The organism is Micromonospora sp. NPDC048040, from assembly GCF_055587185.1.
The window spans coordinates 425294-448000 of sequence record NZ_JBVJGT010000002.1; the positions used below are offsets into that span (position 1 = coordinate 425294).

The window sequence follows — 22707 nt, forward strand, 5'->3', positions numbered from 1 at the left end:
GAGACTATCGGCCACGGCTCTGCCGTGGAGGGTGAGGACCGGAAGACGCGCCGCCGCTCGTGCCGGGCCGCGCGGGACCGGGTCCGGCCGGCGCGGCCCGGGGCTCGGCCCCAGGCCCGGCCGGCGCGCCGCGCGGCTCGGCGTCGACCGGATCGGCCGGTTCGGGGCGGGTCCGGGCCGGCTGGCGCGGGGCGCCGGCGCGCGGCATCCCGTCCTCGGGGCTGACCGCGCCCGCCGGGACGGGGATCTCCCGGGCCGGCTGGTCGGCCCGGCCGTGGGCGACCGGCTCCTCGCCGGCCCGGCCGCCGCCCGCCCGCTCCCCGCCGGCCCGGCCGCCGCCCGCCCGTTCCCCGCCGGCCCGAGCGGCGTCCGCCCGCTCGTCGTCCGCCCGGCCCGGGTCCGCCCGCTCGTCGTCGTCGGCCCGGTCGTCGGCGATCCGCCAGGTGTCCCGGCCGGCCGCCTTGGCGGCGTAGAGCGCGTCGTCGGCGGCGTCCAGCACCTCCTGGCCCGTGCTGGCGTGGCCGGGATAGACGGCGATGCCGATGGAGACGGTCACCGCGATGGCCACGGGCGCGCCGCCGCCGTGCCCGTCGGCCGCGATCGGGGCCTCCCTGATCGCCGCGCCGAGCCGCTCCGCGACGATCGCCGCCCCCCGGGCGTCGGTCTCCGGCAGCAGCACCACGAACTCCTCGCCGCCCTGCCGGAAGGCCAGGTCGACCTCGCGGATCTCGCCCCGCACCCGGCGGGCGAACTCGGCCAGCACGGCGTCGCCGGCCGCGTGCCCGTGCGTGTCGTTGACGTCCTTGAACCGGTCCAGGTCGAGGGCGAGGACGCTGAGCATCCGGCCGAACCGGTTCGCCCGCTCGACCTCCCGGCGGATCGACTCCCGCAGGTAGCGGTAGTTCCAGAGCCCGGTCAGCGGGTCGGTCAGCGAGAGCCGCTGCGCCTCCTCGTGCACCCGCACGTTGTCCACCGCCACGGCGGCGTGGCCGGCGAAGGTCCGCAGGGTGACCAGGTCGTCGTCGTCGAACTCGTCCGCGCCGAGCCGGTCGTAGAGGGCCAGCACACCGAGCGCCCCGGCCGAGGAGGCCGGCTCCGACGACCCGGGCCGGGCGGGCGGGGCGTCCGCGCGGGCGGCGTCGACCGGGCCCGTAACGCCCGGGGCGGCGAACGGCACCGCGACGTACGTCCGGCAGCGCGGCTCGCCCGGCGGCACGGCGGAGGGCTCCGCCCGGCCGCGCTGCGGCTCGCCGGTCGCCGCGACGGCCCCGAGCACGCCGCTGCCCAGCGGCACCCGCAGCGGCCCGGCCCGCTCGTCGGGCGGGCAGCGGCCGTCCAGCCCCTCCGCGCACTGCGCCACGAGCACCCCGCCGTCGTCGACCAGCAGCACCGCGCCGGCCCGGGCGCCCGTCGCCGCGATCGCGCTGTGCAGGATCACCCGCAGGATGCGTTGCAGGTCGTGCGTGCTGGCCAGGGTGTCCCCCAGCACCGCGAGGTGCCCGCGCAACTGGTCGCGGCTGCTGGTCAGCGCCGCCACGTAGGTGCCGGTCTCCCGGGTCATCCGGTTGAACGCGCCGGCCAGCCGGCCGATCTCGTCGCGGCTGCGCACCGGCACCCGGACGGTCAGGTCGCCGAGGGCCACCCGGTCCACCGCGCCCGCCAGTTCCACCAGCGGCCGGGTGGTCACCCGGGCCAGCCGCCCGGCGGCCACCACGGCCAGCAGGGCCGCCACGAGCACCGCCGCGACCAGAGCGGCGTACAGGCCGGGCGGCTGGTCGCTGGGGACCGAGAGCACGAGCGGCAGGGGCTGCCCGGCGGACGGGCCGACCCGACGGACGTACCGGCCGTCGGCGGTCTCGGTGACCCGCTCGCCGTCGACGGTGCCGGCGGCGGCGAGCACGGCGTCGCGTACCCCGGTCGACTCGGTGGTGTGGGCGAGCCGGACGGGCACCTCGGCGTCGTCGAGCAGGGTGACCGCCACGCCGGTCACGGCCGCGAGCCGCGCCACGAAGGCCGGGTCGACCGGATGCGCCGCGGCGACCGTGCCCAGCGACCCGCCGGACCGGTCGCGCAGGTCGACCCGGACGGCGAGCGCCCGCACCGGACCGGCGGCCGGCGCGGCGGTGGAGCAGTCCCGCCAGGGCTCCGGCGGCCCGCCCGGCGAGGCGTAGGTGACCCGGCCGGCCACGTCGGTGACCCGCACGGCGGCCGCCAGGCCGCGGCTGACCACCTGGCCCGCGGCGCCGGGCCGGTCGCCGGTCAGGGCCACCGCGTCGGCGGCGGCCCGCAACTGCTGGCAGAGGGCGTCGACCGACGTGCGCACGGTCGCGGCGGCCACCGCCAGCCGCTCGGTGGACCGACTCCGGTCGACGGCCACCACGGTCGAACCGACGAAGAACGCCCCGAGCAGGACCGGGCCGAGCACCACCGCCAGGAAGGCTGTGGTCAACCGCCCGCGTAGCGTCACTCGGTCCCCCCGGAAGTTCCGCCGCCGTCGCTTGCGATGCTGACACAGAGCAACCAGGTGGCAAACGTTGCGTCAGGAGTGTTGCGTGCCCGATTTTTCTCATGAAGCGGAAGCGGCGAAGCGGGACGTGCGCGCCGCCGTGCGCGCCGCCCGCCGGGCGCTGACCGCGCCGACGCGGGCCGAGGCCGCCGGGCGCGTCCAGGCCGAGCTGGTGGCTCTCGTACGCCGGCTGCGCCCGCGCCGGATGACGGCGTACGTGCCGGTCGGCTCCGAGCCCGGCGGGCCCGACCTGCCGGCGGTGCTGCACGCGGCGCTGCCGCCGGGGGCCGAGCTGCTGCTGCCGGTGCTCTGTGCCGACCTCGACCTGGACTGGGCGGCCTGGGCCGGGGCGGACGCGCTGGTGGCCGCCGGCCGGGGCATGCGCGAGCCGGCGGGGCCACGGCTGGGCCGGGACGCGGTGACGGCGGCCGAGCTGGTGGTGGTGCCGGCGCTGGCGGTGGACCGCCGGGGGCTGCGGCTGGGCCGGGGCGGCGGCTCGTACGACCGGGCGCTGGCCCGGGTGCCCGCGACCGCGCTGACCGTGGTGCCGCTGCACGACGGGGAACTGGTCGGGTCGCTGCCCGCCGAGCCGCACGACCGCCCGGTGCGCGCGGTGGTCACTCCCGCCGACGGCCTGCGTACGCTTGACGCCGCCCCCCGGGACGCGGCGGGTCGCGCCTGAGGGCGGCGGTGTCGCGCCCCACACTTCCGCTGGACGAATCCGGGGGCGATGACGCACCATTGGCACTCGAAGACGTCGAGTGCCAACCGGCCGTGCCAGATCCGGAGGAGAACGTGCCCACGTACCAGTACGCCTGCACCGCGTGCGGCCACCAGCTCGAGGCGGTGCAGTCCTTCTCTGACGAGCCGCTGACCGAGTGCCCCGCGTGTGAGGGGCGGCTGCGCAAGCTCTTCAACTCGGTCGGCATCGTGTTCAAGGGCTCGGGCTTCTACCGCACGGACTCCCGCACCTCGGGCAGCGACACCGGCAGCGGCGGCGCCAAGCCGGCGAAGTCCGACTCGTCCTCCTCCGGCGGCGACTCCGGCTCGTCGAGCGGCTCGACCGCCGCCTCGTCCTCGTCGTCCTCGGCGCCCTCGTCGTCGTCCAGCTCGAACGGCTCCGGCGGCGGAGCGAGCAAGACCCCGGCCGCCAGCACCGCCAGCGCCTCCTGACGCACGCCGCATCCTGTCCCGGGGCCGGCCCCGCCCGCCCCGGGCACGTCCCGCCGTGCAGGCCACCGGCGTAGGGCCACGACCCCCGCCTCCTGGCTCGCCGTCTCAGGTCCCTGGTCGACCGCGGCGGCGTATCGGACCCGCCTGGTCGCACCCGTCGGCGCGACGGGTGATCGCGGTCGCCGGCAGGCGGTTGTCCACAGGGTCGCCCGCGTCATCCACAGGCCCGGGGGGCGTTGTCCACAGGCCGCCGGGTTTCTCCACAGGCGCGGAAGCGGGCCCGGGTGCCTGCGGGTCGCGCGGAAGCGGCCCGGAATACCGGCAGGTGCGCGGAAGCGGCCCGGGGTGCCGGCGGATCGCCTGGCAGCCGGTTCAGTCCCAGTGCGGCGGGCGCTCCGCGAGCAGCCAGTCGTCGTTGCCGCCGGAACGCTCGCCCCAGCCCCGGTCGGTGTCGTCGGCGGTCTGCTCGGGCAGCACCACGAAGTCGTCGCTCAGGTCGACCGTACGGTCGTCGTCGCCGCGTACCGCCGGCGTCGGAGGAAACTCGGTGCTCACGAGCGGCAAGACTAGCGCAGCCGCGACCGGGTCACCGCGTCGAACCAGGTCCGCCACGGTGCCCCGGTGCCCCGCCGACACCGCTGGCCGGGGGGCGTCCGGCCACGGCTGACCAGACTGTCCGGCCACGGCTCGCCAGGCTGCCCGGCCACGGCTGACCGGGTGTCCGGCGCCGACCCGCCGGTGGGCCGGCCGCGTCCGACCGGTCACCGGGGCGGAGCGTTGGTAGCGTCGGACGGCGTGACGACCCCCACCTCCGGCAGCGCCCCGGACGAGTACTGGCGGCGGCCCGACACCACGCCGGAGCAGTCCGGGACCCGGGCCGCGTCGACGCCGGCGCCCGGGGGCGGCTACGTGGGCCCGCCGGCCACCACCCCGCCCCCGGCCGGGTGGCGACCGCCGGTGCACCTGCGACCGCCACCGCCCCGGCGGCTGCCCCCGCAGGACATGGCCGGGCTCGACACGGCGGAACAGCGGGCGCAGCGGCTCACGTACGGCGTCGGCGCGCTGGCCGGCGCGGTGCTGGTCGTCCTGATCTGCCTGCTCTGCTCACGCCTGATCTTCTGACCCACCCCACCCCCACTCCCCTAGCGCGATCTTGCGGTTACCGCAGTGGCGAAGCGCGCGAACGGGGACGGAAGGCGGGCCGAGAGCGCAGGATCGCGGCGGCCAGGGGCGGGTGTCAGAGGGTGTTGCCCCAGACCGCCTCGGCGCCGGAGTGGCCGGTCAGGTAGGTGTAGACCAGGCTCACGACGCCGAGCGCGACCACCACGACCGACAGCGCCGGCGTGAGCCAGGACGGCAGCCTCGGCACGCGCGGGTGCCCGCTCGTCACCACGAGCAGCAGCAGCGACGCCACAGCCAGCGGCAGGGCGTACCAGAACAGGATGTCGCCGTAGCGCGAGTGCTCGAGGATCTGGTCCACGATCGGGCCCTGCATGCCCCGGGCCAGGAACGCGTCGTTCAGCTCCTCGCCGGACTCGACGGCGACGAAGGCCGTCACCGGCGCCGCCACGGCGAGGATCGCCACCGCCCAGTCCAGCCGGGGCCGGAACCGGGGCAGCGCCACGTACGCGGCGGAGAGCAGGGCCAGCAGCGGCACGAGCACGACGACCGCGTGCACCACCAGCACGTGGGCCGGCAGACCCAGGATCTCCTTGAACATCCACACCTCCGGCGTACGCGGTCGCGGGTTGCCAGCGTACGGTGCGCCGGCCGCCCCGCCCAGAACTCTCGATCCGCTACACGCGCCCCGGACCGGTCCGGTTCACCGCCCGGCCGGGCAGGCCGGCTGTGGCCGGGGCCACCCTCTGCCGGAGGCCGGTTGTCGACCCGGTCACCGCGTGCTGTCATTGACAGATGTCCGGCGGGGAGGAGCTGCTCCGGTCGAGGGGCCTGCGGGTCACCCGGCCGCGCCTCGCCGTGCTCGACGTACTGGCCGCCGGCGGCCACCTCGAGGTGGACGAGATCACCCGGCGGGTCCGCGAGCGCCTCGACTCCGTCTCCACCCAGGCCGTCTACGACGTGCTCGGCGCGCTGTCCCGGGCCGGGCTGTCCCGCCGGATCGAGCCGGCCGGCAGCCCCGCCCGCTACGAGGCGCGGGCCGGGGACAACCACCACCACGTGGTCTGCCGGGGCTGCGGCGAGATCGCCGACATCGACTGCGCGGTCGGCAGGGCCCCCTGCCTGGACCCGGACATCGCCCACGGGTTCGAGGTCGACGAGGCGGAAGTGACCTTCTGGGGCCTCTGCCCCACCTGCCAGGCCCGCCGCTCCGCCGACGACTGACCCGGCCGCGCCGGATCCGCCGCGCCACCGACGCCTGACCGCCCCGCAGGCCCTGGCTCTGCCGCTGCGCCGACAACCGACCGTCCCCGCCGACGACGGGACGGCCGACGGGCTGACGTCCGTTGCCCGGGGCGGAGGGTCGCGGGGCATGGCACGCTTGGTCGGTGGACTCCGATGACCTCGGTCTGTTCGGTCCGGGTTCGGTCACGTGGAAGGTGCACGAGGAGCCGATCCTGATCGTCGCCGGCCTGCGTTCGCTCTACCTCCAGGCACTGCATCCCCGCGCGATGGCCGGGGTCGCCCAGAACAGCGACTACCGCTCCGACGCCTGGGGTCGCCTGGTCCGCACCGCCACCTACGTGGCGACCACCATCTACGGCACCACCGCGGAGGCGGAGGCCGCCGGGCGGCGGGTACGCCGGCGGCACGCCCGCCTGCGGGCGACCGACCCGTCCACCGGGGAGGAGTTCCGCGTCGACGACCCCGACCTGCTGCGCTGGGTGCACGTCACCGAGATCGAGTCGTTCCTCGACACGGCCCGCCGGGCGGGGCTGCCGCTGACCGCCGACGAGATCGACGGCTACTACACCGAGCAGCGGCGCGCCGCCGCGCTGGTGGGCCTCGACCCGCAGACGGTCCCCGGCACCGCCGCCGAGGTGGCCGACTACTACCGGCGGATTCGCCCGGAGCTGCGGATCACCCGCGAGGCGGCCGAGACGGCGCTCTTCCTCACCGCCCCACCGATCCCGTGGAAGCTCAGCCTGCCCGCCCGGATCGGGCTCAACCTGGGGCCGGCCCGCTGGGCGTACTTCGGCATCGCCGGCACCGCGTTCGCGCTGCTGCCGGCCTGGGCCCGGCGGCTGTACGGCGGCCTGGGCCTGCCGACCACCGCGCTCTCGGCCGACCTGACGGTGCGGGCGCTGCGGCTGACCCTCGCCGCGGTGCCCCGCCGCTGGCGGGAGGGGCCGTTGCAGCAGGCCGCGAAGGAACGCGCCGCCCGCCTCGCCCGCACCCCCGCCTGAACCGTTCAGTCCCGGCCGGGCAGCCGGTCGGCGGGCTGCTCGACGGCCGCCCACGGCTCCTTGCCGGGCGTCTGCGCCCCCGCCGGGCAGGTGCGCCGGTAGTCGCACCAGCCGCAGCGGGGACCCGGCGTGGTGGGGAAGGCGTCGTCGGGGTCGTCCCCGTCGACGACCGCCCGCTCGGCGGCCATGATGTCGCGCGCGGTCTCCTCGGCCCGGGTGAGCTGCCGGGCCAGCGACTCGACGGTGTGCTCGTGCGCCGCGACCGTGCCGGTGGGCAGGTGGTGCAGCTCCACCCGGCGGCACGGCCGGCGGAACACCCGCTCGGCGGCGTACGCGTAGAGCGCCAGTGCCTGGGAGCCGCGCGCGTCGTCGGCGTCCAGCCCGGTGCGGCCCGTCTTGTAGTCCACGATGACCAGCTCGGGACCCTCGGGCCCGGGGCGGGAGTCGATCCGGTCGGCCCGGCCGTTGAAGGCCAGCACCCCGGTCTTGACCGCCACCACCCGCTCCACGCCGAGCGGGTCGACCCCCGGCTCCAGGGTCTCGACGTAGGACTCCAGCCAGCCCAGCGCCCGCCGGTAGGCCGCCCGCTCCTGCTCCTCGTCGCGGTAGCCCTCGCGCACCCAGGTGCCCTTGAGCAGCGCGGCGAGCGCCTCGGGGCGGCGCCGCTCGGGGCTGAGGGCATACCAGTTCTTCAGGGCCGTGTGCACGCTCGCGCCGAGGGAGTTGTGCGCCCACGGCGGGCCCTTGGGCGGGGCCGGGCGGTCGACGTAGGAGTAGCGGTAGCGCCGGGGGCAGTCCGCGTAGGCGCCGAGCTTGCTGGGGGTGCAGACGAAGAGCCGTTCCGGCATGCCCTCGAAGCCGAGCTGCTCGGGCTGGTCGCCGCGGGGGCGGGGCGCCCTGCCCGTGGCGGAGGACCGTCCGGCTGAAGAGGCTCGTCGCACACCTGGATCCTGCCATCCGGCCCCGACAAACCCGGGCGGCGGTCAGGCCATGTTGGCGTACTGGGTCACGAAGGCGGCCACCGCGTCCGCGATGAGCTGCACCGCGATCGCCGCGAGCAGCAGGCCGGCGATCCGGGTCAGCACCTCGATCCCGCCCGGGCGCAGGATCTTGACGATCCCACCGGAGAACCGGAGCACCACCCAGACCGCGACCATCACCGCAACGATCGCGGCGGCGATGGCGGTGTAGTCCGACCCGCCGTCGGCCTGCTGGACGAAGAGCATGGTGGCGACGATGGCGCCGGGACCCGCCAGCAGCGGCGTGCCCAGCGGCACCAGCGCGATGTTCGAGGTGACCTGCTGGCTCGGGTCGTCGGCCTTGCCGGTCAGCAGCTCCAACGCCACCAGGATGAGCAGCAGGCCGCCGGCGGCCTGCAACGCCGGCAGGTCGACATGCAGGTAGTCGAGCAGCGTCTGGCCGGCCACCGCGAAGATGACGATCACGCCGAGCGCCAGGGCGACGGCCTGCCAGGCCGCCCGGTTGCGGTCCCGGGCCGTGAGCGGGCCGGTCAGCGCCAGGAAGATGGGCATCATGCCCGGCGGGTCGACGATCACCAGCAGGGTCACGAAGACCTCACCGAACAGCTTGGCATCCACGTGATCAACGTAGCCGCGCCGACGGAGACTGAAACGCGGATCAGCCGGAAGCGATCCCGGTCACCCCGCCCGCTTCGGCGAGGATCCGTTCGTACGCCTCCGGGTCGGTGGTGAACGCGCCGAGCCGGACGGTCTTGTGCGTGCCGTGGAAGTCCGACGAGCCGGTCACCAGCAGGCCCAGCTCGCCGGCGAGGGCGCGGACGTGCGCCCGCTCGGCCGGGGAGTGGTCCTCGTGGTCGGCCTCCAGCCCCGCCAGGCCCACCGCGGCCAGGTCGGCGATCAGCGCGTCCGGCACGATCCGCCCCCGCCGGGTCGCCCGGGGGTGGGCAAAGACCGGCACGCCGCCCGCCGCGCGGATGAGCCGGACCGCGTGGAAGACGTCGATGTCCTCCTTCGGCAGCCGGTAGCGCTCGCCCAGCCAGTCCGGCCCGAACGCCTCCGTGGTGGTGGCCACCAGGCCGGCCCGGATCAGCGCCTGGGCGATGTGCGGCCGGCCCACCGAGCCGCCCGCCGCGCCGGCCAGGATCTCCGGCCAGTTCACGTCGATCCCGTCGGCCCGCAGCAGCGCCACGATCCGCTCGCCCCGCTCCTCCCGCGCGGCTCGCACCCGGGCCAGCTCGGCGACCAGCTCCGGGGCGTCCGGATCGAAGAGGTACGCCAGCAGGTGCAGCGGCACCGCCGGCTCCTCGCCGTACCAGCGGCAGGAGATCTCCGCCCCACGGACGAGGCTGAGCCCGGCCGGCAGCGCCCGCAGCGCGGGCTCCCAGCCGGCGGTGGTGTCGTGGTCGGTGATCGCCACGACGTCCAGCCCCGACTCCGCCGCCGCCCGCACCAGCTCGGCGGGGCTGAGCGTGCCGTCGCTGGCGGTGGAGTGGGTGTGCAGGTCGATCCGCGGGCGCGCGCTCACCGCCCCGACGCTACCGGCCACCGCCGACGCCCGGCGCGCGGGCGTGGTCAGGAACCGTCGCGGCCGACCGGGATCGGGCGCTGCCCGTCGCCCAGGCCGCTGACCGGGGCGCCCGACGACTCCTCGCCCGCGAGCACCCGGCTCACGTCGACGCGCACCAGGCCGGCGCGGGCGTCGGAGTAGTACGCCGTCCCCTCGGGCGTCCACGCCACCGGCCCGTGCACGGGCGGCCCGGCCGGGCGGACCGCCCGGGTGGCGCCCAGTCGGTCCAGGTCGACCAGCAGCGCCCGCTCCTCGCCGCCCACCCGCCCGTTGACCAGCAGCCACCGGCCGTCGGCCGAGACGCCGCCGCGCCCGTCGTCGCCGAGCGTGGGCCCGCAGCCGGTCCGGGCGGGCGCGAGGTCCCGGGTCGGGTCGAGCAGGGCGAGACAGAGCCGGCGCGGCGTGCCCGCGGACACCTGCGCGACCACCACGCCGTCGGGGCGGGTGCCGTAGACCCGCAGGGTCGCACGGTCGCCACCGCTCTTCAGCGGCCCCTGCGCCGGACGCCACAGGGTGTGGCCGGGCTGGTCCGCGTCGAGGCGCACCAGGACGGCGGCGCCGGCGAAGCCGACCGGCACCGCCCCGGCCGGCACCGGCGTGCGGGCGGCGGCGACGACCTGGGTGCCCACGATCCCCGCGGCGACCAGCTCGGCGCCCTCCCGCCAGGCGACCTGACGCCCGTCGCGGCTGAGGGCGATGTCCCGCGCCCCGGCCAGGAGCAGGTGCACCGCGCCGTGTGGCTGCACCACCCACAGCGCCTGGCCGGCCGCCGTCGGGGCGCCGACCACGGCCCAGCCGGTGCCGTCCGGCAGCCGCTGGGCGCGCTCGGCCGGGCCCACGTCGGGCAGCGTCAGCCGCTGCCCGCTCGTGGTGGCGAGCACCGCGCCGAGGATCAGGTCCACTTCGCCCCGGCCCGCGCCCTGCGCCGGGTCGGTCGGTGGGGCGACCGGCAGCGTCGGGGTCAGGTTCGGCAGGGGCGAGGCGTACGGGTCGCCGAGCACGACGGTGGGATGGGTCGGCCGGCCGGGCTGCTGCCCCACCTGGGCGATCCCGGTGCTGATTCCCACGGTGGTGACCGCGGCCAACGCCAGCCCGGCCACGGTGCGCCGGCGCCGGGCCCGGTCGGCCCGGCGGATCGCCAGGCCCGCCGGGTCGGCGGCGAGCGGGTGAGCGACGGCGACCCGGCGGGCGAACGTCTCCCGCACCGCCTGCTCCAGCTCGTCCTCGGTCACGCCGTATGAACGCCTCGGGCTGCCGGTCCGGTTGTCAGCAGGGCCCGCCGGGCGGCTCACCGACGCTCTCCGGCACCGCTGCCGGCCGGTACGACCGGCAGGCCTCGCGCCTCGTCGTGGTCGGCGCCCGCCGGGCCGGCCGGGGTTCCCGGGGCAGATCCTTCCTCACGGCCCGCCCGCGCCGCCCCCGACGACACGGGAACGGGCTCCGCCGCCGGCTCGCCGACGGGCGGCGTGAGCCCGGCGTCCGGCCCGGGCAGCCCGGCGTCGGAGGCGGGCAGCCCGGGCGCGGGCCCGACGTCCGGTGCGTCGACGCGCGGCGGGGCGTTGGTCGCCGCGACCACAGCCGCCGCGTCCGCGCCCACCACCATCCTCGGCGCGCCGTACGCCGGCGACCGTCCGGCATCGGCGGGTGCGGGTGCCGGCCGGCCGGCCGGAGCGCGCCGGGGCCGGGGCGGGGTCGGCGCGGCCCCGCTCGACAGGTCGAGGGCGGCCTCGGCGCCCATCCGGCGGCGCAGCGTGCCCAGGGCACGCGAGGTCTGGCTCTTGACGGTGCCCGGGGAGATGCCGAGCAGGGCGGCGGTCTGCGCCTCGGACATGTCCTCGTAGTAGCGCAGCACGAGCACCGCCCGCTGCCGGGTGGGCAGCGCGCTCAGGTGGCGCCAGAGCAGGTCACGGTCGAGCTGGTGCTCGATCTCGTCGACCGCGGCACGCTCCGGCAGCACCTCGGTGGGGCGTTCACCGTGCCAGCGCCGACGCCACCAACTCGTCGAGGTGTTGACCATGACCCGGCGGGCGTACGGCTCGATCGCCTCGATCCCGCCGAGCCGCTTCCAGGCCAGGTAGGTCTTGGTCAACGCGGTCTGCAGCAGGTCCTCCGCGGTCGCCCAGTCCCCGCTGAGCAGGTACGCGGTGCGCAGCAGGGCGCCGGAGCGGGCCGCGACGAAGTCGCGGAACTCCTCCTCCAAGGGATCCCTGCTCGCCATCAGCCACCTCCGCGCCCCGTTCCCCTGGCAGGTTGCCACGGCCGGGCAGGTCGGGTCGACGGCGAATGGTGCGCAGTTCCTCCGATGTTCGGACGAAAAGTTTCACGCCCCGTCGTCGGCCTTGGCCTCGTCGGCCTCCTTGCCCAGCCGCGCCTCGACCGCCTGCGGCTCGTACATCTCTTCGACGACGCGCAGGTAGAGCTCGTTCGGGTTGGGCAGATTCTTGATCTCGCGGAGCGCCTGCTCCTGACCGGCGGACTCCAGCACGAACGTGCCGTAGTTGAGCGCCCGGCCGGCCGGGGTCTGCTCGTACTTCATGTCGGTGACCCGGGTCAACGGCATCATCGCGACCTTCCGGGTGATGATTCCGTTGACCACCATCACCCGCTTGTTGGTCAGGATGAAGCGGTCGTACCACCAGTCGGCGACCTTCCACGCCACCCAGCCCATCACCGCGAACCAGAGCAGCACGGCGATCGTGGTGAGGGCGCCGACGTCCTGCCCGGCGAGGAAGCCGGAGAGGTAGCCGAGGACGAAGGTCGCGGCGATGCCGACGAGCAGCGGGGTGGTGAGGTGGACCCAGTGCCGCTTCCACTCGCCGCGGTAGCGCTCGGTGGGGAAGAGGTAGCGGGCGACCAGCGAGCTGGGCTCGTCCTCCAACGGCAGGACCCGGCGTGGGGCCGTGCCGGCGGCGTCGGCCCGCAGGCCGGCCAGCTCGTCCTCCGAGATCTGCGGCGGCTGGTAGCCGGCCTCGGGGTCACGGATCCAAGCCCGGCCCGACCGGCCTTCCCCGGCGTACGGGCCGTCACCGTAGCCGACGTCGTCCGAAAAGGAGGGGCCGTCGCCGAGACCCGGGCCGGTGCCGTAGCCCGGCCCGTCGTCGGGCCCGAGCCGGGGGATCGGCTCCGTGTCTCGCTCCCGGCGCTCCCGGTCGGGGTCGTCGGGGTCGAAGGGTGGACCGGAGGGGTTACCCATCGGTGGCTAGGCGACGAGGCTGGTGAAGAAGTCGCCGAAGCCCTGTGCGATGTCCATGATGCCGCCGCCCAGAGACTTGAACACGTCCGCGGCGGAATTTGGCCGATAGGCGACGAAGAAGATCAAGAATGCGATTCCGGCCCAGGTGAGGACCTTCTTGACCATGGCGGGCCATCCTCTCGCGCGGCGCCGGGTCCCATTACCGCAGCGGCACCCAGAGTATCAGTGTGGTGTCGTACAGTGAATATCTGCGTCCGTTCTCCGTCATTCCGGGAGCCCTGTCAAGCCCTGGAGCTTGTCAAGCCTTCCCGTGCAGATACGGAGACGGTGCGCCGTACACGAGTTCGGGCGGTGTCCACTCGGTCAGGTCGTGCAGCACGACGTCTTCCGCGAGCAGGTGACCCGCACTCGCCGGCCAGGCTATCGCATGGAGCCACAAACCCCGAGCCTCGCCGGCGTACGCGCTTCGATCCGTAGGCGAGTTCACAAGCCACAGTGGAGTCGGGTGACCGGCCACCCTGATCCTGGCCTGCCCGACGTGCTCCGGGTGGCCGGGCCCGGGGTCGGTCAACGCCTCGGCCAGTTCCGGTCCCGGGTCCGGGCCGGCCATCCCGGCGAACCGGGTGCCCAGGCCGACGCCCGGCTCCTCGGCCACGAAGACCAGGTCGGCGGGACCCTCGCCGAGCGGCGCGGGCCCGGAGCAGGCGACCGCCGTGGCGCGCACGCCGGTCCGGTCGTCCCCGGCGTACGCCACCCCGGTCATGGTCCAGCCCGGCGGCAGCGGCCACGGGCACCAGAGCGGCGTCGCCGGCCGGCGCGGCAGGTCGGCGGCGGCGGTGATGCGGTCCACCACGCTGGCGACGATCTCCGCGCCGATGTGCTCGGGCACGTGCAGCGGGGGGACGGGCCCGCAGTCCAGGCAGCGCGATTCGGTGTGCATCAGGTCCGGCGCCCGCACGGGCCCGCCACATCTCGGACAACTCACCGCGACACTCACCTTCCCACCGTCACCCCGCGCCGCCGCCCCGTCAAGCGGAGCGCCGGTTTCGGTGCCGCCGGCCGGCGCCGGGAACGACCCCCCTCAGGCGGGCGGCGGGCCGGCGTGCGCGCGGATCCAGGCGTGCATCGCGATGCCGCTGGCCACGCCGGCGTTGATCGACCGGGTGGAGCCGTACTGTGCGATGGAGAAGAGCTGGTCGCAGGCGGTGCGGGCCGGGTCGGACAGGCCCGGTCCCTCCTGCCCGAAGAGCAGCACGCAGCGCCGCGGCAGGGTGGTGGTCTCCAGCGGGCGCGACCCGGGCAGGTTGTCGATGCCGACGACCGGCAACTCCCGCGCGACCGCCCAGCCGACGAACTCCTCGATGGTCTCGTGGTGCCGCACGTGCTGATAGCGGTCGGTCACCATCGCGCCACGCCGGTTCCACCGGCGGCGGCCGACGATGTGCACCTCGGCGGCGAGGAAGGCGTTGGCGTTGCGGACGACCGTGCCGATGTTGAAGTCGTGCTGCCAGTTCTCGATCGCCACGTGGAAGTCGTGCCGGCGCCGGTCCAGGTCGGCCACCACGGCCTCGCGCCGCCAGTAGCGGTACCGGTCGACCACGTTGCGCCGGTCGCCCTCGGCGAGCAGCTCGGGGTCGTACCGCGGGTCGTCCGGCGGGTCCCCCGCCCACGGTCCCACGCCGACGTCGAGCTGGTCTCCGGTCACGGTCACGCAGGGTACGGCCCCCGAGCCCCGCCCCGGGCCGCACCCCCGGCGGCGGCCCGGTCCGGCGGCGGGCCACCGCGCGCGGGACGGCCGGCAGCGGACGGATCGGCGGTTCGCCGGGCGCGGGGCGCCGACGGCGGCTCAGCCCAGCCCCAGCGCGCCGCCGAGGCGGTCGAGGAAGCGGCGGTCGGCGGGCGACGGCGGCAGCGCCTCGGCCCCGGGTGTCGCCCGGCAGACCCGGGCCGCCACGGACTGCACCCACTGCCGGTACGCCGCCGAGTCGGCGGGATCGGCCCGCCGCAGCACCCGGGTCGCCGCGCGGCAGGCGGCCAGCAGGTCCACCAGGTCGGCGAGCCGGTCGACCGACGGGGAGGCCCCGTCGTGGCGGGCGTAGATGGCGGCGACCACCGCGCGGACGAGATCGCTGTCGAAGGCCCGACCCGCCGCGACCGCGTCCAGGCCGGCGAGCCCGGCGGCGACTCCCCGGCGGGGCCGGCCTGGGCCGGGCGCGGCGGCGGCCACGATCACCCGGCCGGGCAGGCTGGTCAGCAGATCCCACTCGGTGGCGGAGTAGACGGCGGTGGTCAGCGGTGCGGCGCGGCGGCCGGCAGAGGGCGGCTCTCCGGCGACGGAGTGGCTCATGGGGACCTCCGGCGCCAGCATATGCCCCGGAAGGGGAAAAGGGCCCCTTCCACACGAACCCGGCGGGAAGGGGCCGTCGACGTCAGCGCGGCTCGGGGAAGCTCGGCCGCTCCGGGTCCACGCCCTCGGGCACGGTCGTGGCCGCGTACTCCTTCTTGGGGACCATCACCCGGCGGCGGAAGACGCAGACCATGGTGCCGTCCTGGTTGTAACCCCGGGTCTCCACCGAGACCACGCCTCGGTCGGGCTTGGAGGACGACTCGCGCTTGTCCAGCACCGTGGTCTCGCCGTAGATCGTGTCGCCGTGGAAGGTCGGCGCCACGTGCCGCAGCGACTCGACCTCGAGGTTCGCGATGGCCTTGCCGCTGACGTCGGGCACCGACATGCCCAGCAGCAGGGAGTAGATGTAGTTGCCGACCACCACGTTGCGCTTGAACTGGCTCGCGGACTCGGCGTAGTGCGCGTCCATGTGCAGCGGGTGGTGGTTCATGGTGAGCAGGCAGAAGAGGTGGTCGTCGTACTCGGTGACCGTCTTGCCGGGCCAGTGCCGGTAGACCGCGCCGACCTCGAACTCCTCGTAGTAGCGGCCGAACTGCATCCTTGTCCCCTTCGACGGGCGGCGATGGAGTTCGGCACAGCATGCCTTATGGAGTGTTAAGGCGATGGGTGGGGCGCGGGCCGTGCGGAAATGTCACACCGGCGCTACCGAGGGGAGACGCAATGAGCGGCGGGGCCCTCCCCGGCACCCGCCGCCCACGCTCTGATGCGGAAGATTCTGCCGCACGACAACGAGGACCGAACAGAGACAGAGGTCACATTTATCTTTTTGTAACACTACTCTGCGTCATCGCGCCGGGAGCCTTCGGCGATCTCCGCACACCGGATAGCCGCTTGTCAACCGCCAGATTGCTGAATTACGCCGATCCACTGAGTCGATCTTAATGGAAGCGCTCCCATCACCACTGGTCACGCAAATGCGTCGTGCACTTGCGATCGGCACCCCGGGGCAAAGCCAACTCCGTCGATGGGAGCGGGACCACCCTCGCGGGCCGTGAGCGCGCGTTTCGGCGCGCAACTGTCGGGAATTCCACGCGGTACGCCCTGGTTCCACCAGACGTAGCTATTCCGCGCCGATCGGAGACTTTCATGGCAACCGTAGAGCTGACCACGGCAAACTTCGACGAGGTGGCCGGCAGCGACGGCATCGTGCTCGTCGACTTCTGGGCCGAGTGGTGCGGCCCGTGCAAGCGGTTCGCCCCGGTCTACGAGCGTTCCTCGGAGAAGCACCCCGACATCGTCTTCGGCAAGGTCGACACCGAGGCGCAGCAGGAGCTGGGTGCCAAGTTCGACATCCGCTCCATCCCGACCATCATGGCGATCCGCGACGGCGTCATCGTCTTCGCCCAGCCGGGCGCCCTCCCCGAGTCCGCCCTGGAGAACCTGATCGAGCAGGTCCAGGCGCTCGACATGGACGACGTCCGGCAGAAGCTGGCCGGTCACCAGCACTGAGCCGACCCGATCCGCGACGGCCGGGCCCCCACGGGCCCGGCCGTCGTCGCGTCCGCGACCCCGTCCGCCCGGCGGCGACAAGTGGCCGTCGGAGGGACCCGGAGCGGGCGGTACATCCCGTATCGTCACGACCCGATGGAGACCTTGACCAGCCGTGGACGCGCGATCCGGCTCGCCGCCACCGCCCTCGGCCTGGCCGTCCTGCTCGCCGGCACCGTCTGGGGCACCGACGACCACTTCCCGTTCGGCCCGTTCCGGATGTACTCGACCTCCAACCCGCCGAGCTCCCCCGCCCCGGACACCCGGGTCGAGGGCGTCGACAGCACCGGCGCGGTCGTCGACCTGGGCGAGCGCGCGACCGGCATCCGCCGGGCCGAGATCGAGGGCCAGCAGGACCGCTACGCCGCCGACCCCGAACTGCTCACCGAGGTCGCCGACGCGTACGCCGAACGCCACCCCGACGCGGCCGAGCTGGTGGAGGTCCGCATCGTGATCCGCTGGCACGGCATCCGCGACGGCCGGCCCACCGGCCGCTGGACCGACGAGACGGTGGTCTCCTGGAAGGCGGACCGATGAGCCGCTGGTTGACCGAGCCGGTGCCCCGCGGCCGGGTGGCCGCCTTCCGGACGCTGATCTACCTCTTCGTCGCCGCCGACCTGGTCGTGTTCACCCCGTGGATCCGCACCCGGGTCGCCGTGCCCGGGGAGCTCTACCAGCCGCTGTTCGTCGGGCGGGTGCTGCCGCTGCCCACGCCCACCCCGGCACTGGTCGCCGTGATCTTCTGGGCCCTGCTGCTGCTCGCCCTGCTCGCCGCGACCGGCCGGGCGCCCCGGCTGCTCGGCTGGGCCGTCTTCGCGCTCTACTTCGAGTGGATGATCGTCGCGATGAGCTACGGCAAGGTCGACCACGACCGGTTCGGCCTGCTCGTCGCGCTGGCCGTGCTGCCCACCGCCGGCCGGGCCCGGCACGGCGACGCCACCCGCACCGAGGCCGGCGGCTGGGCCCTGCGGGTCACCCAGATCGCCGTCATCTGCACCTACTTCCTGGCCGCCTGGGCCAAGCTGCGCTTCGGCGGGCTGGACTGGCTGACCGGCTCGGTGCTGGCCCGGGCGATCCTCCGGCGCGGCACCGAACTGGCCGACCTGATCGCCTCGGTGCCGTACCTGCTGATCGTGGCGCAGTTCGGCATCGTCGCGTTCGAGCTGCTCAGCCCGGTGGTCTTCCTGCTGCGGGAACGCTGGCGGCTGGCGACGGTCGGCTTCTTCTACTCCTTCCACCTCGTCACCGTCGCGACCATCACCATCTCGTTCGCCCCGCACCTGGCCGCGATGACCAGCTTCCTGCCGCTGGAACGGGTCCGGCCGGTCGTCTGGGCGCGCCGGCTGCTCACCCGCCGCGAGGGGACCGGCGGACGGCCCGTCGACGCGGGCGGCCCGGCGCCGTCACTCGCCGGTCAGGCGTCCGCCGCCGGCCGACCGGACGGGCCGTAGAGCCGCTCCCGCGCCTCCTGGGGCAGCGCGCAGGCGGCCGTTCCGCCCGGGAGCCGGTGCCGGTTGCGGGCGACCCAGCGGTACGCGGGCCAGGCGGCGGCGCGTACCGGCGGGAACCGGAGGCCGGTGCCGGCCACCCGCCAGAGCGGGCCACTGTCGCCGAGCAGCTTCGCGATCGCGTCGGGGCCGGCCGCGCGGGAACCGTCCGCGCCGACCCACTGCACCGCCTCCTCGCACTCCGCCTCGGTCAGGCCGAGCGCGTCGAGGTCGGCGAACTGCCACGGCACCACGTGCACGCCCGTGGGAATCCGCCGGTCGATGAACTCGGCGCACCGGGTGCAGAACGCGCAGTCCCCGTCGTAGACGAACGTCGACCTCTCCATGCCTCCATCCTCCACCCGCCGGCCACAGACCGAACGCCGAGGTGGGCGGGAACACGGCGGGTCGCTTGCGCTCCGCTCGTACGCGTGTTCGAATGAAGGTCATGCGCTGGGACAACCTCTCCGCTCCCCCGGACGAGGGGGTCCCCGATCGGGCAGCGCCAGCGACGCCACCCCTGCCGCTGGCGCTGCCCGGCGCGATCGTCCGCACCTTCGACACCCCGGGCTTCGCCGGCATGACGTTCTACGAGATCCGGGCCAAGTCGATCATCAACAAGGTGCCCGGCGCGTCCCGCGTCCCCTTCGAGTGGACGATCAACCCCTACCGGGGATGCAGTCATGCATGCGTCTACTGCCTGTCGGGTGACACCCCGATCCTGATGGCCGACGGGCGTACGAAGCCCATCAGCGAGTTGGAGATCGGTGACCGGATCTACGGGACGGAGCGCCGTGGCGCCTACCGGCGCTACGTCGTCACCACGGTCCTGCGCAAGTGGTCCACCGTGAAGCCCGCCTACCGCGTCACCCTGCAGGACGGCACGACGTTGGTCGCCAGCGGTGACCACCGTTTCCTCTCAGAGCGGGGTTGGAAACACGTCACCGGCGCGATGAACGGTGCTGGCCAGCGTCCCTACCTGACCACGAACAACCGCCTGATCGGCACCGGCCGGTTCGCCACGGGCCCCAAGGACTCGGTCGACTACCGGCGGGGCTACCTCTGCGGGATGATCCGCGGTGACGCGAACATCGGTACGTACCGCTATTCGTACGCAGTGGTACACCGGTTCCGCCTCGCACTCGCCGACGAGGAGGCGCTGCGTCGTACGGAGCGCTACCTCGCCGACTTCGGCGTGGAGACCGACCGCTTCTCGTTCACCCCGCCCAGCGGAGCCCGGCGCGCCATCCAGGCGATCCGTACGTCCCGGCGACGTTCGATCGAGGCGATCACCACTCTGGTGCGGTGGCCGGACTCTCTCACCGACGACTGGCGGCTGGGCTACCTCGCCGGGATCTTCGACGCCGAGGGCAGTTGCAGCCAGGGCGTCTTCCGGATCAGCAACGGCGACGACGAGATCCTCGACCACGCGTCGGATGCTCTGCGCCACTTCGGCTTCACGACCGTGTTGGAGGACGGAGGCCACGCGAACCGGGTGCGACAGATCCGTCTGACCGGAGGGCTGCCCGAACGACTGCGCTTCTTCCACCTGACTGACCCGGCGATCACCTGGAAGCGGTCGATCGCGGGCGCCGCGCTGAAGTGCCAGGCCGCGCTTCAGGTGGTCAGCATCGAGCCCCTCGGGCTGGAGTTGCCGCTCTGGGACATCACGACCGGCACCGGCGACTTCATCGCCGACGGCGTCGTGAGCCACAACTGCTTTGCACGGAACACCCACACCTATCTCGACCTGGACGCCGGCGCGGACTTCGACCGGAAGGTGATCGTCAAGGTCAACGCGGGTGAGCTGGTCCGGCGGGAGCTGGCCGCGCCGCGCTGGCGGGGCGCGCACGTCGCGATGGGCACGAACGTGGACTGCTACCAGCGGGCCGAGGGGCGCTACCAGCTCATGCCGCAGATCATCGCGGCGCTGCGCGACTTCGCCAACCCGTTCTCGATCCTCACCAAGGGCACGCTGATCCTGCGGGACCTGCCGCTGCTGCGCCAGGCCGCCGAGGTGACCCGGGTCGGCGTCTCCTTCTCGGTGGGCTTCGTCGACGAGCGGCTCTGGCGAGCGGTCGAGCCGGGCACGCCCAGCCCGCGGCGACGGCTGGACGCGGTGCGGGCGCTGACCGACGCCGGCTTCGACGTCGGGGTGCTGATGGCGCCGATCCTGCCCGGGCTCAGCGACGACGACGCCTCGATCGACGCCACGGTGGCGGCGATCGCGGCGGCGGGGGCGACCAGCGTGACCCCGCTGGCGCTGCACCTGCGCCCCGGAGCCCGGGAGTGGTACGCGCGCTGGCTCGGCCGCGAGTTCCCCCATCTGGTCCCCCGCTACCGCGAGCTCTACCGCTCCGGCGCGTACGCCCCGCAGTCCTACCAGCGGGAGTTGACGGCGCGGGTGCGGATCGCGTCGCGCCGGCACGGGCTGCACCGGGGCGAGCGCGGGGACAACCGTCGCCTGCCCGACCCGACACCCGCGCCGCCGGCCGCCGAGCAGCTCAGTCTGCTGTAGACGCCGGCCGATACCCTGCCGCCGTGCGGGAGACGATCGACCGGGCACTGCGCCGGCAACGGATCGCGGTGACGGTCGCGCTGACCGTCGGGCTGCTGTGGGGCACGGCCGCCGGATGGGCGGTGCGCGCGGACGGCTCCGCTCCCGTCCTCACGCTGCTGCCGCTGCTCCTGCTGATCTGGAGCCTGGTCCGGGTCTTCGGCCGACCCGGCGACGCCGAGCTGCGGGTGGACGAGCGGGAGCGCGCCTTCTTCGGGCCGCCCGAGACCCGGACGAGCTACCGCTTCGTCCTGCTCGCCTTCCTCGCCTACCAGCTGACCTACCAGTCCCTCTCCGGTCAGGACGGACTGTCGTGGTTCTTCGCGGGCCTCTCCGGCGCGTTCGCCGTGATGCTGTCGGTCGCCCTCTGGCGGCAGGTCCCGGAGGTCGCGCTCACCCCGGCCGGGATCACCGCAGGCGACCCGCTGCGGCGCACCTTCGTACCTTGGGAGGCCCTCGACCCGGCGGCTCCGGTCGGTTCGCCACGGCAGTCCGGCTTCCTCCGGCTGCCGGTGCGGAGCCCGGAGTTGGTCCGCCGCCACCGGGGGATGGTTCCGCGCCGACGTGCAATCGTCGAGACCGGTGAGCTGGACGTCGCGCCGGAGCTGCTGGTCGGGGCGATCCGGCACTACGCCGCCCATCCGGAGCACCGCCCGGCGATCGGCACGCCCGAGGAGCACGCCCGGCTGCGCCGCGTACTCGGGGGCGGCGGCTGAGCGGCGGGGTTAGAGTCGGCGGGTGCGCTCCGCTCAGCAGATCCTCGCCGACTCCGCCGTGATCGCCGTCGTGGGCGCGTCCCGCGACCCGCGCAAGGCCGCGCACAGCGTGCCGTTGCAGATGCAGCGGTACGGCTGGCGGATCATCCCGGTCAACCCGACCGCCGACGAGCTGTTCGGCGAGCGGGTCTACCGGTCGCTGGCCGACATCCCGCACCCCGTCGACCTGGTCGACGTGTTCCGGCCGGCGCAGGACGCGGTCGAGGTGGTGCGCGAGGCGGTGGCGATCGGCGCCCCGGCGGTCTGGTTGCAGCTCGGCATCGTCTCGGCCGAGGCGCGGCGGATCGCCACCGAGGCGGGCATCGACTACGTCGAGGACCGCTGCCTGATCGTCGAACGCGCCGCTGGCGGCCTCACCCGACTGAGCTGACCCGGCTCGGGGAAAGGGTCTCGCCGCAACGGCAAGGACCGCCCGCCGTGGCGGTTGTCCGCAGGTCGTACCCTGCGGCCGTGTCTCCCCGGCGGCCCGGTCGACGGCCGAAGCGCGACGACGGGCTCTGGTCCCGCAGGCTGCTGGCCGCGACGGTGGCCGCGGCGGTGACGGTGCTGGTGGCCGCGGCACTGTCCCGGGTTCCCCGGTTCGAGGCCGACGGGACCGTCTGCGTCTTCTGGCTGTTCGTCGCTCTGACCGCGCTACTGCGGCGGTGGCGGCCACGGCGGGACGCCCGGCTGGTCTGGCGGGAACGGGTGGCCGGCCTGGACGGGATCGAGCCAGGTCTGGTCGCTCGGCGGTCCCTGGCCGGCCGGGTCGACCTGGCCGCCGACCTGGTCCGGGCGACGGCGGCGACGCTGGTGGTGACCATGCTGCTGCCCGCCGACCCGCAGTGGGCCCGGGTCGTACGGCTGGTGCTCCTGGTCGCGGCGGCGGCGGCGACCGGAGTCGTCGCCTATTCCGGCGTGCGGTTCACCGGGCGGTTGGCGCTGACCGCGAGCGGGATCCGGCACGGCAGCCGACGGTACGACTGGTCCAACATCGACCGGGTGAGCCTGCACCGGGAGGACGGCCGGGTCGCCGGGGTGCGGCTGCGGCCGAGGGTGTGGCGGTCGTTGGAGCCGGCGCCGGTGGTCGGCGGCCGGGACGTGGCGGTGCCGGAGCAGCGCCTGGCGGTCGCGATCGAGGCGTACCGGGAACGGCCGCAGGTGCTGGCGGTGGGGCCGGTCACCGCACCGGAACCGGCCGTCGAGCCGGCCGGTGGGTGACCGGCGTG

General features: G+C 74.8%; 27 protein-coding genes. 11 read left to right on the forward strand and 16 right to left on the reverse strand.

The genetic code is table 11. The features are described from left to right. Positions 1-4: 4 nt before the first annotated feature. Positions 5-2467: a GGDEF domain-containing protein gene (locus ACZ6O2_RS04245; protein WP_466021950.1), complete on the reverse strand. Its 2463-nt coding sequence runs from the start codon at positions 2465-2467 to the stop codon at positions 5-7. Positions 2468-2552: 85 nt separating this feature from the next. On the opposite strand from ACZ6O2_RS04245, the gene ACZ6O2_RS04250 reads away from it, so the two are divergent. Beyond that, complete coding sequence (locus tag ACZ6O2_RS04250) at positions 2553-3188, forward strand: 5-formyltetrahydrofolate cyclo-ligase (protein WP_466021951.1); 636 nt, start codon at positions 2553-2555, stop codon at positions 3186-3188. 268 nt (positions 3189-3456) lie between these two features. Here ACZ6O2_RS04250 and ACZ6O2_RS04255 read toward each other — a convergent pair whose 3' ends face one another. Then, positions 3457-3684: a hypothetical protein gene (locus ACZ6O2_RS04255; RefSeq protein ID WP_350702739.1), complete on the reverse strand. Its 228-nt coding sequence runs from the start codon at positions 3682-3684 to the stop codon at positions 3457-3459. Between the two features lie 367 nt (positions 3685-4051). Beyond that, entirely contained in the window at positions 4052-4234 is a 183-nt protein-coding gene (locus ACZ6O2_RS04260) for a hypothetical protein (RefSeq protein WP_350701446.1), read from the reverse strand. A gap of 240 nt (positions 4235-4474) precedes the next feature. Between ACZ6O2_RS04260 and ACZ6O2_RS04265 the strand changes: the two genes are divergently transcribed. Next, positions 4475-4801, forward strand: coding sequence for a hypothetical protein (locus ACZ6O2_RS04265; RefSeq protein ID WP_350701448.1), 327 nt, complete (start codon positions 4475-4477; stop codon positions 4799-4801). A 115-nt stretch (positions 4802-4916) separates the two neighbouring features. Here ACZ6O2_RS04265 and ACZ6O2_RS04270 read toward each other — a convergent pair whose 3' ends face one another. After that, on the reverse strand, positions 4917-5399 hold the full coding sequence (locus ACZ6O2_RS04270) for a DUF2231 domain-containing protein (protein ID WP_466021952.1): 483 nt from the start codon (positions 5397-5399) through the stop codon (positions 4917-4919). A 194-nt stretch (positions 5400-5593) separates the two neighbouring features. Here ACZ6O2_RS04270 and ACZ6O2_RS04275 point away from each other — a divergent pair, with 194 nt between their 5' ends. Further along, positions 5594-6022: a Fur family transcriptional regulator gene (locus tag ACZ6O2_RS04275; protein WP_350701451.1), complete on the forward strand. Its 429-nt coding sequence runs from the start codon at positions 5594-5596 to the stop codon at positions 6020-6022. Between the two features lie 164 nt (positions 6023-6186). Beyond that, on the forward strand, positions 6187-7044 hold the full coding sequence (locus tag ACZ6O2_RS04280; protein ID WP_466021953.1) for an oxygenase MpaB family protein: 858 nt from the start codon (positions 6187-6189) through the stop codon (positions 7042-7044). A 5-nt stretch (positions 7045-7049) separates the two neighbouring features. On the opposite strand, the gene ACZ6O2_RS04285 is transcribed toward ACZ6O2_RS04280, so the two are convergent. The 11 genes from ACZ6O2_RS04285 to ACZ6O2_RS04335 all read right to left on the reverse strand — a co-directional run bounded on the left by ACZ6O2_RS04285 (position 7050) and on the right by ACZ6O2_RS04335 (position 15729). Continuing rightward, positions 7050-7892, reverse strand: coding sequence for a RecB family exonuclease (locus ACZ6O2_RS04285; protein ID WP_466021993.1), 843 nt, complete (start codon positions 7890-7892; stop codon positions 7050-7052). A gap of 135 nt (positions 7893-8027) precedes the next feature. Continuing rightward, complete coding sequence (locus ACZ6O2_RS04290) at positions 8028-8642, reverse strand: MarC family protein (protein WP_350701455.1); 615 nt, start codon at positions 8640-8642, stop codon at positions 8028-8030. 40 nt (positions 8643-8682) lie between these two features. Then, entirely contained in the window at positions 8683-9549 is an 867-nt protein-coding gene (locus tag ACZ6O2_RS04295; protein WP_466021954.1) for a PHP domain-containing protein, read from the reverse strand. 47 nt (positions 9550-9596) lie between these two features. Then, positions 9597-10823 (reverse strand): hypothetical protein, encoded by a 1227-nt coding sequence (locus tag ACZ6O2_RS04300; RefSeq protein WP_350701458.1) that lies wholly within the window; start codon positions 10821-10823, stop codon positions 9597-9599. A gap of 56 nt (positions 10824-10879) precedes the next feature. Continuing rightward, entirely contained in the window at positions 10880-11809 is a 930-nt protein-coding gene (locus ACZ6O2_RS04305; RefSeq protein ID WP_350701460.1) for a SigE family RNA polymerase sigma factor, read from the reverse strand. Positions 11810-11911: 102 nt separating this feature from the next. Continuing rightward, positions 11912-12784 carry a PH domain-containing protein gene (locus tag ACZ6O2_RS04310; protein ID WP_350701461.1) on the reverse strand — a complete coding sequence of 291 codons (873 nt, stop codon included), beginning with the start codon at positions 12782-12784 and terminating at the stop codon, positions 11912-11914. Positions 12785-12790: 6 nt separating this feature from the next. Continuing rightward, complete coding sequence (locus ACZ6O2_RS04315; protein ID WP_007455302.1) at positions 12791-12949, reverse strand: hypothetical protein; 159 nt, start codon at positions 12947-12949, stop codon at positions 12791-12793. 133 nt (positions 12950-13082) lie between these two features. Then, positions 13083-13781: a DUF6758 family protein gene (locus ACZ6O2_RS04320; protein WP_350701463.1), complete on the reverse strand. Its 699-nt coding sequence runs from the start codon at positions 13779-13781 to the stop codon at positions 13083-13085. A gap of 84 nt (positions 13782-13865) precedes the next feature. Next, positions 13866-14489, reverse strand: a complete 624-nt coding sequence (locus ACZ6O2_RS04325; RefSeq protein WP_466021955.1) for a TrmH family RNA methyltransferase — start codon at positions 14487-14489, stop codon at positions 13866-13868. A gap of 141 nt (positions 14490-14630) precedes the next feature. Then, entirely contained in the window at positions 14631-15152 is a 522-nt protein-coding gene (locus ACZ6O2_RS04330) for a hypothetical protein (RefSeq protein ID WP_466021956.1), read from the reverse strand. A 61-nt stretch (positions 15153-15213) separates the two neighbouring features. Then, positions 15214-15729 carry a MaoC family dehydratase gene (locus ACZ6O2_RS04335; RefSeq protein WP_091098336.1) on the reverse strand — a complete coding sequence of 172 codons (516 nt, stop codon included), beginning with the start codon at positions 15727-15729 and terminating at the stop codon, positions 15214-15216. A gap of 548 nt (positions 15730-16277) precedes the next feature. Here ACZ6O2_RS04335 and trxA point away from each other — a divergent pair. The 3 genes from trxA to ACZ6O2_RS04350 all read left to right on the forward strand — a co-directional run bounded on the left by trxA (position 16278) and on the right by ACZ6O2_RS04350 (position 18130). Continuing rightward, positions 16278-16640, forward strand: coding sequence for a thioredoxin (trxA, locus tag ACZ6O2_RS04340; RefSeq protein WP_091098340.1), 363 nt, complete (start codon positions 16278-16280; stop codon positions 16638-16640). 135 nt (positions 16641-16775) lie between these two features. Next, entirely contained in the window at positions 16776-17216 is a 441-nt protein-coding gene (locus tag ACZ6O2_RS04345) for a hypothetical protein (RefSeq protein ID WP_466021957.1), read from the forward strand. Continuing rightward, the gene (locus ACZ6O2_RS04350) at positions 17213-18130 is read left to right on the forward strand and encodes an HTTM domain-containing protein (RefSeq protein WP_466021958.1); all 918 of its coding nucleotides are present in this window, start codon (positions 17213-17215) and stop codon (positions 18128-18130) included. The genes ACZ6O2_RS04345 and ACZ6O2_RS04350 overlap by 4 nt, the downstream gene beginning before the upstream one ends. Here ACZ6O2_RS04350 and ACZ6O2_RS04355 read toward each other — a convergent pair. After that, a complete protein-coding gene (locus tag ACZ6O2_RS04355; protein ID WP_350701473.1) occupies positions 18094-18513 on the reverse strand; it encodes a thiol-disulfide oxidoreductase DCC family protein in 420 nt (139 codons plus the stop codon). The genes ACZ6O2_RS04350 and ACZ6O2_RS04355 overlap by 37 nt on opposite strands. Positions 18514-18614: 101 nt before the next feature. On the opposite strand from ACZ6O2_RS04355, the gene ACZ6O2_RS04360 reads away from it, so the two are divergent. From ACZ6O2_RS04360 to ACZ6O2_RS04375, 4 genes are all read left to right on the forward strand, one after another. Next, a complete protein-coding gene (locus ACZ6O2_RS04360; RefSeq protein ID WP_466021994.1) occupies positions 18615-20684 on the forward strand; it encodes an intein-containing Rv2578c family radical SAM protein in 2070 nt (689 codons plus the stop codon). A gap of 23 nt (positions 20685-20707) precedes the next feature. Continuing rightward, positions 20708-21439, forward strand: coding sequence for a hypothetical protein (locus tag ACZ6O2_RS04365; protein ID WP_466021959.1), 732 nt, complete (start codon positions 20708-20710; stop codon positions 21437-21439). Positions 21440-21461: 22 nt separating this feature from the next. Then, positions 21462-21869: a CoA-binding protein gene (locus ACZ6O2_RS04370; protein WP_350701476.1), complete on the forward strand. Its 408-nt coding sequence runs from the start codon at positions 21462-21464 to the stop codon at positions 21867-21869. An 80-nt stretch (positions 21870-21949) separates the two neighbouring features. Next, positions 21950-22699, forward strand: a complete 750-nt coding sequence (locus ACZ6O2_RS04375; protein WP_466021960.1) for a hypothetical protein — start codon at positions 21950-21952, stop codon at positions 22697-22699. Positions 22700-22707: the final 8 nt, after the last annotated feature.

Bases quoted from the DNA above. Each gene is read 5' to 3' on its own strand.
- ACZ6O2_RS04270 (WP_466021952.1), bottom strand. From the start codon at position 5,399: ATGTTCAAGGAGATCCTGGGTCTGCCGGCCCACGTGCTGGTGGTGCAC.
- ACZ6O2_RS04275 (WP_350701451.1), top strand. From the start codon at position 5,594: ATGTCCGGCGGGGAGGAGCTGCTCCGGTCGAGGGGCCTGCGGGTCACC.
- ACZ6O2_RS04285 (WP_466021993.1), bottom strand. From the start codon at position 7,892: ATGCCGGAACGGCTCTTCGTCTGCACCCCCAGCAAGCTCGGCGCCTAC.
- ACZ6O2_RS04305 (WP_350701460.1), bottom strand. From the start codon at position 11,809: ATGGCGAGCAGGGATCCCTTGGAGGAGGAGTTCCGCGACTTCGTCGCG.
- ACZ6O2_RS04310 (WP_350701461.1), bottom strand. From the start codon at position 12,784: ATGGGTAACCCCTCCGGTCCACCCTTCGACCCCGACGACCCCGACCGG.
- ACZ6O2_RS04315 (WP_007455302.1), bottom strand. From the start codon at position 12,949: ATGGTCAAGAAGGTCCTCACCTGGGCCGGAATCGCATTCTTGATCTTC.
- ACZ6O2_RS04330 (WP_466021956.1), bottom strand. From the start codon at position 15,152: ATGCTGGCGCCGGAGGTCCCCATGAGCCACTCCGTCGCCGGAGAGCCG.
- ACZ6O2_RS04335 (WP_091098336.1), bottom strand. From the start codon at position 15,729: ATGCAGTTCGGCCGCTACTACGAGGAGTTCGAGGTCGGCGCGGTCTAC.
- trxA (WP_091098340.1), top strand. From the start codon at position 16,278: ATGGCAACCGTAGAGCTGACCACGGCAAACTTCGACGAGGTGGCCGGC.
- ACZ6O2_RS04345 (WP_466021957.1), top strand. From the start codon at position 16,776: ATGGAGACCTTGACCAGCCGTGGACGCGCGATCCGGCTCGCCGCCACC.
- ACZ6O2_RS04350 (WP_466021958.1), top strand. From the start codon at position 17,213: ATGAGCCGCTGGTTGACCGAGCCGGTGCCCCGCGGCCGGGTGGCCGCC.
- ACZ6O2_RS04355 (WP_350701473.1), bottom strand. From the start codon at position 18,513: ATGGAGAGGTCGACGTTCGTCTACGACGGGGACTGCGCGTTCTGCACC.
- ACZ6O2_RS04360 (WP_466021994.1), top strand. From the start codon at position 18,615: ATGCGCTGGGACAACCTCTCCGCTCCCCCGGACGAGGGGGTCCCCGAT.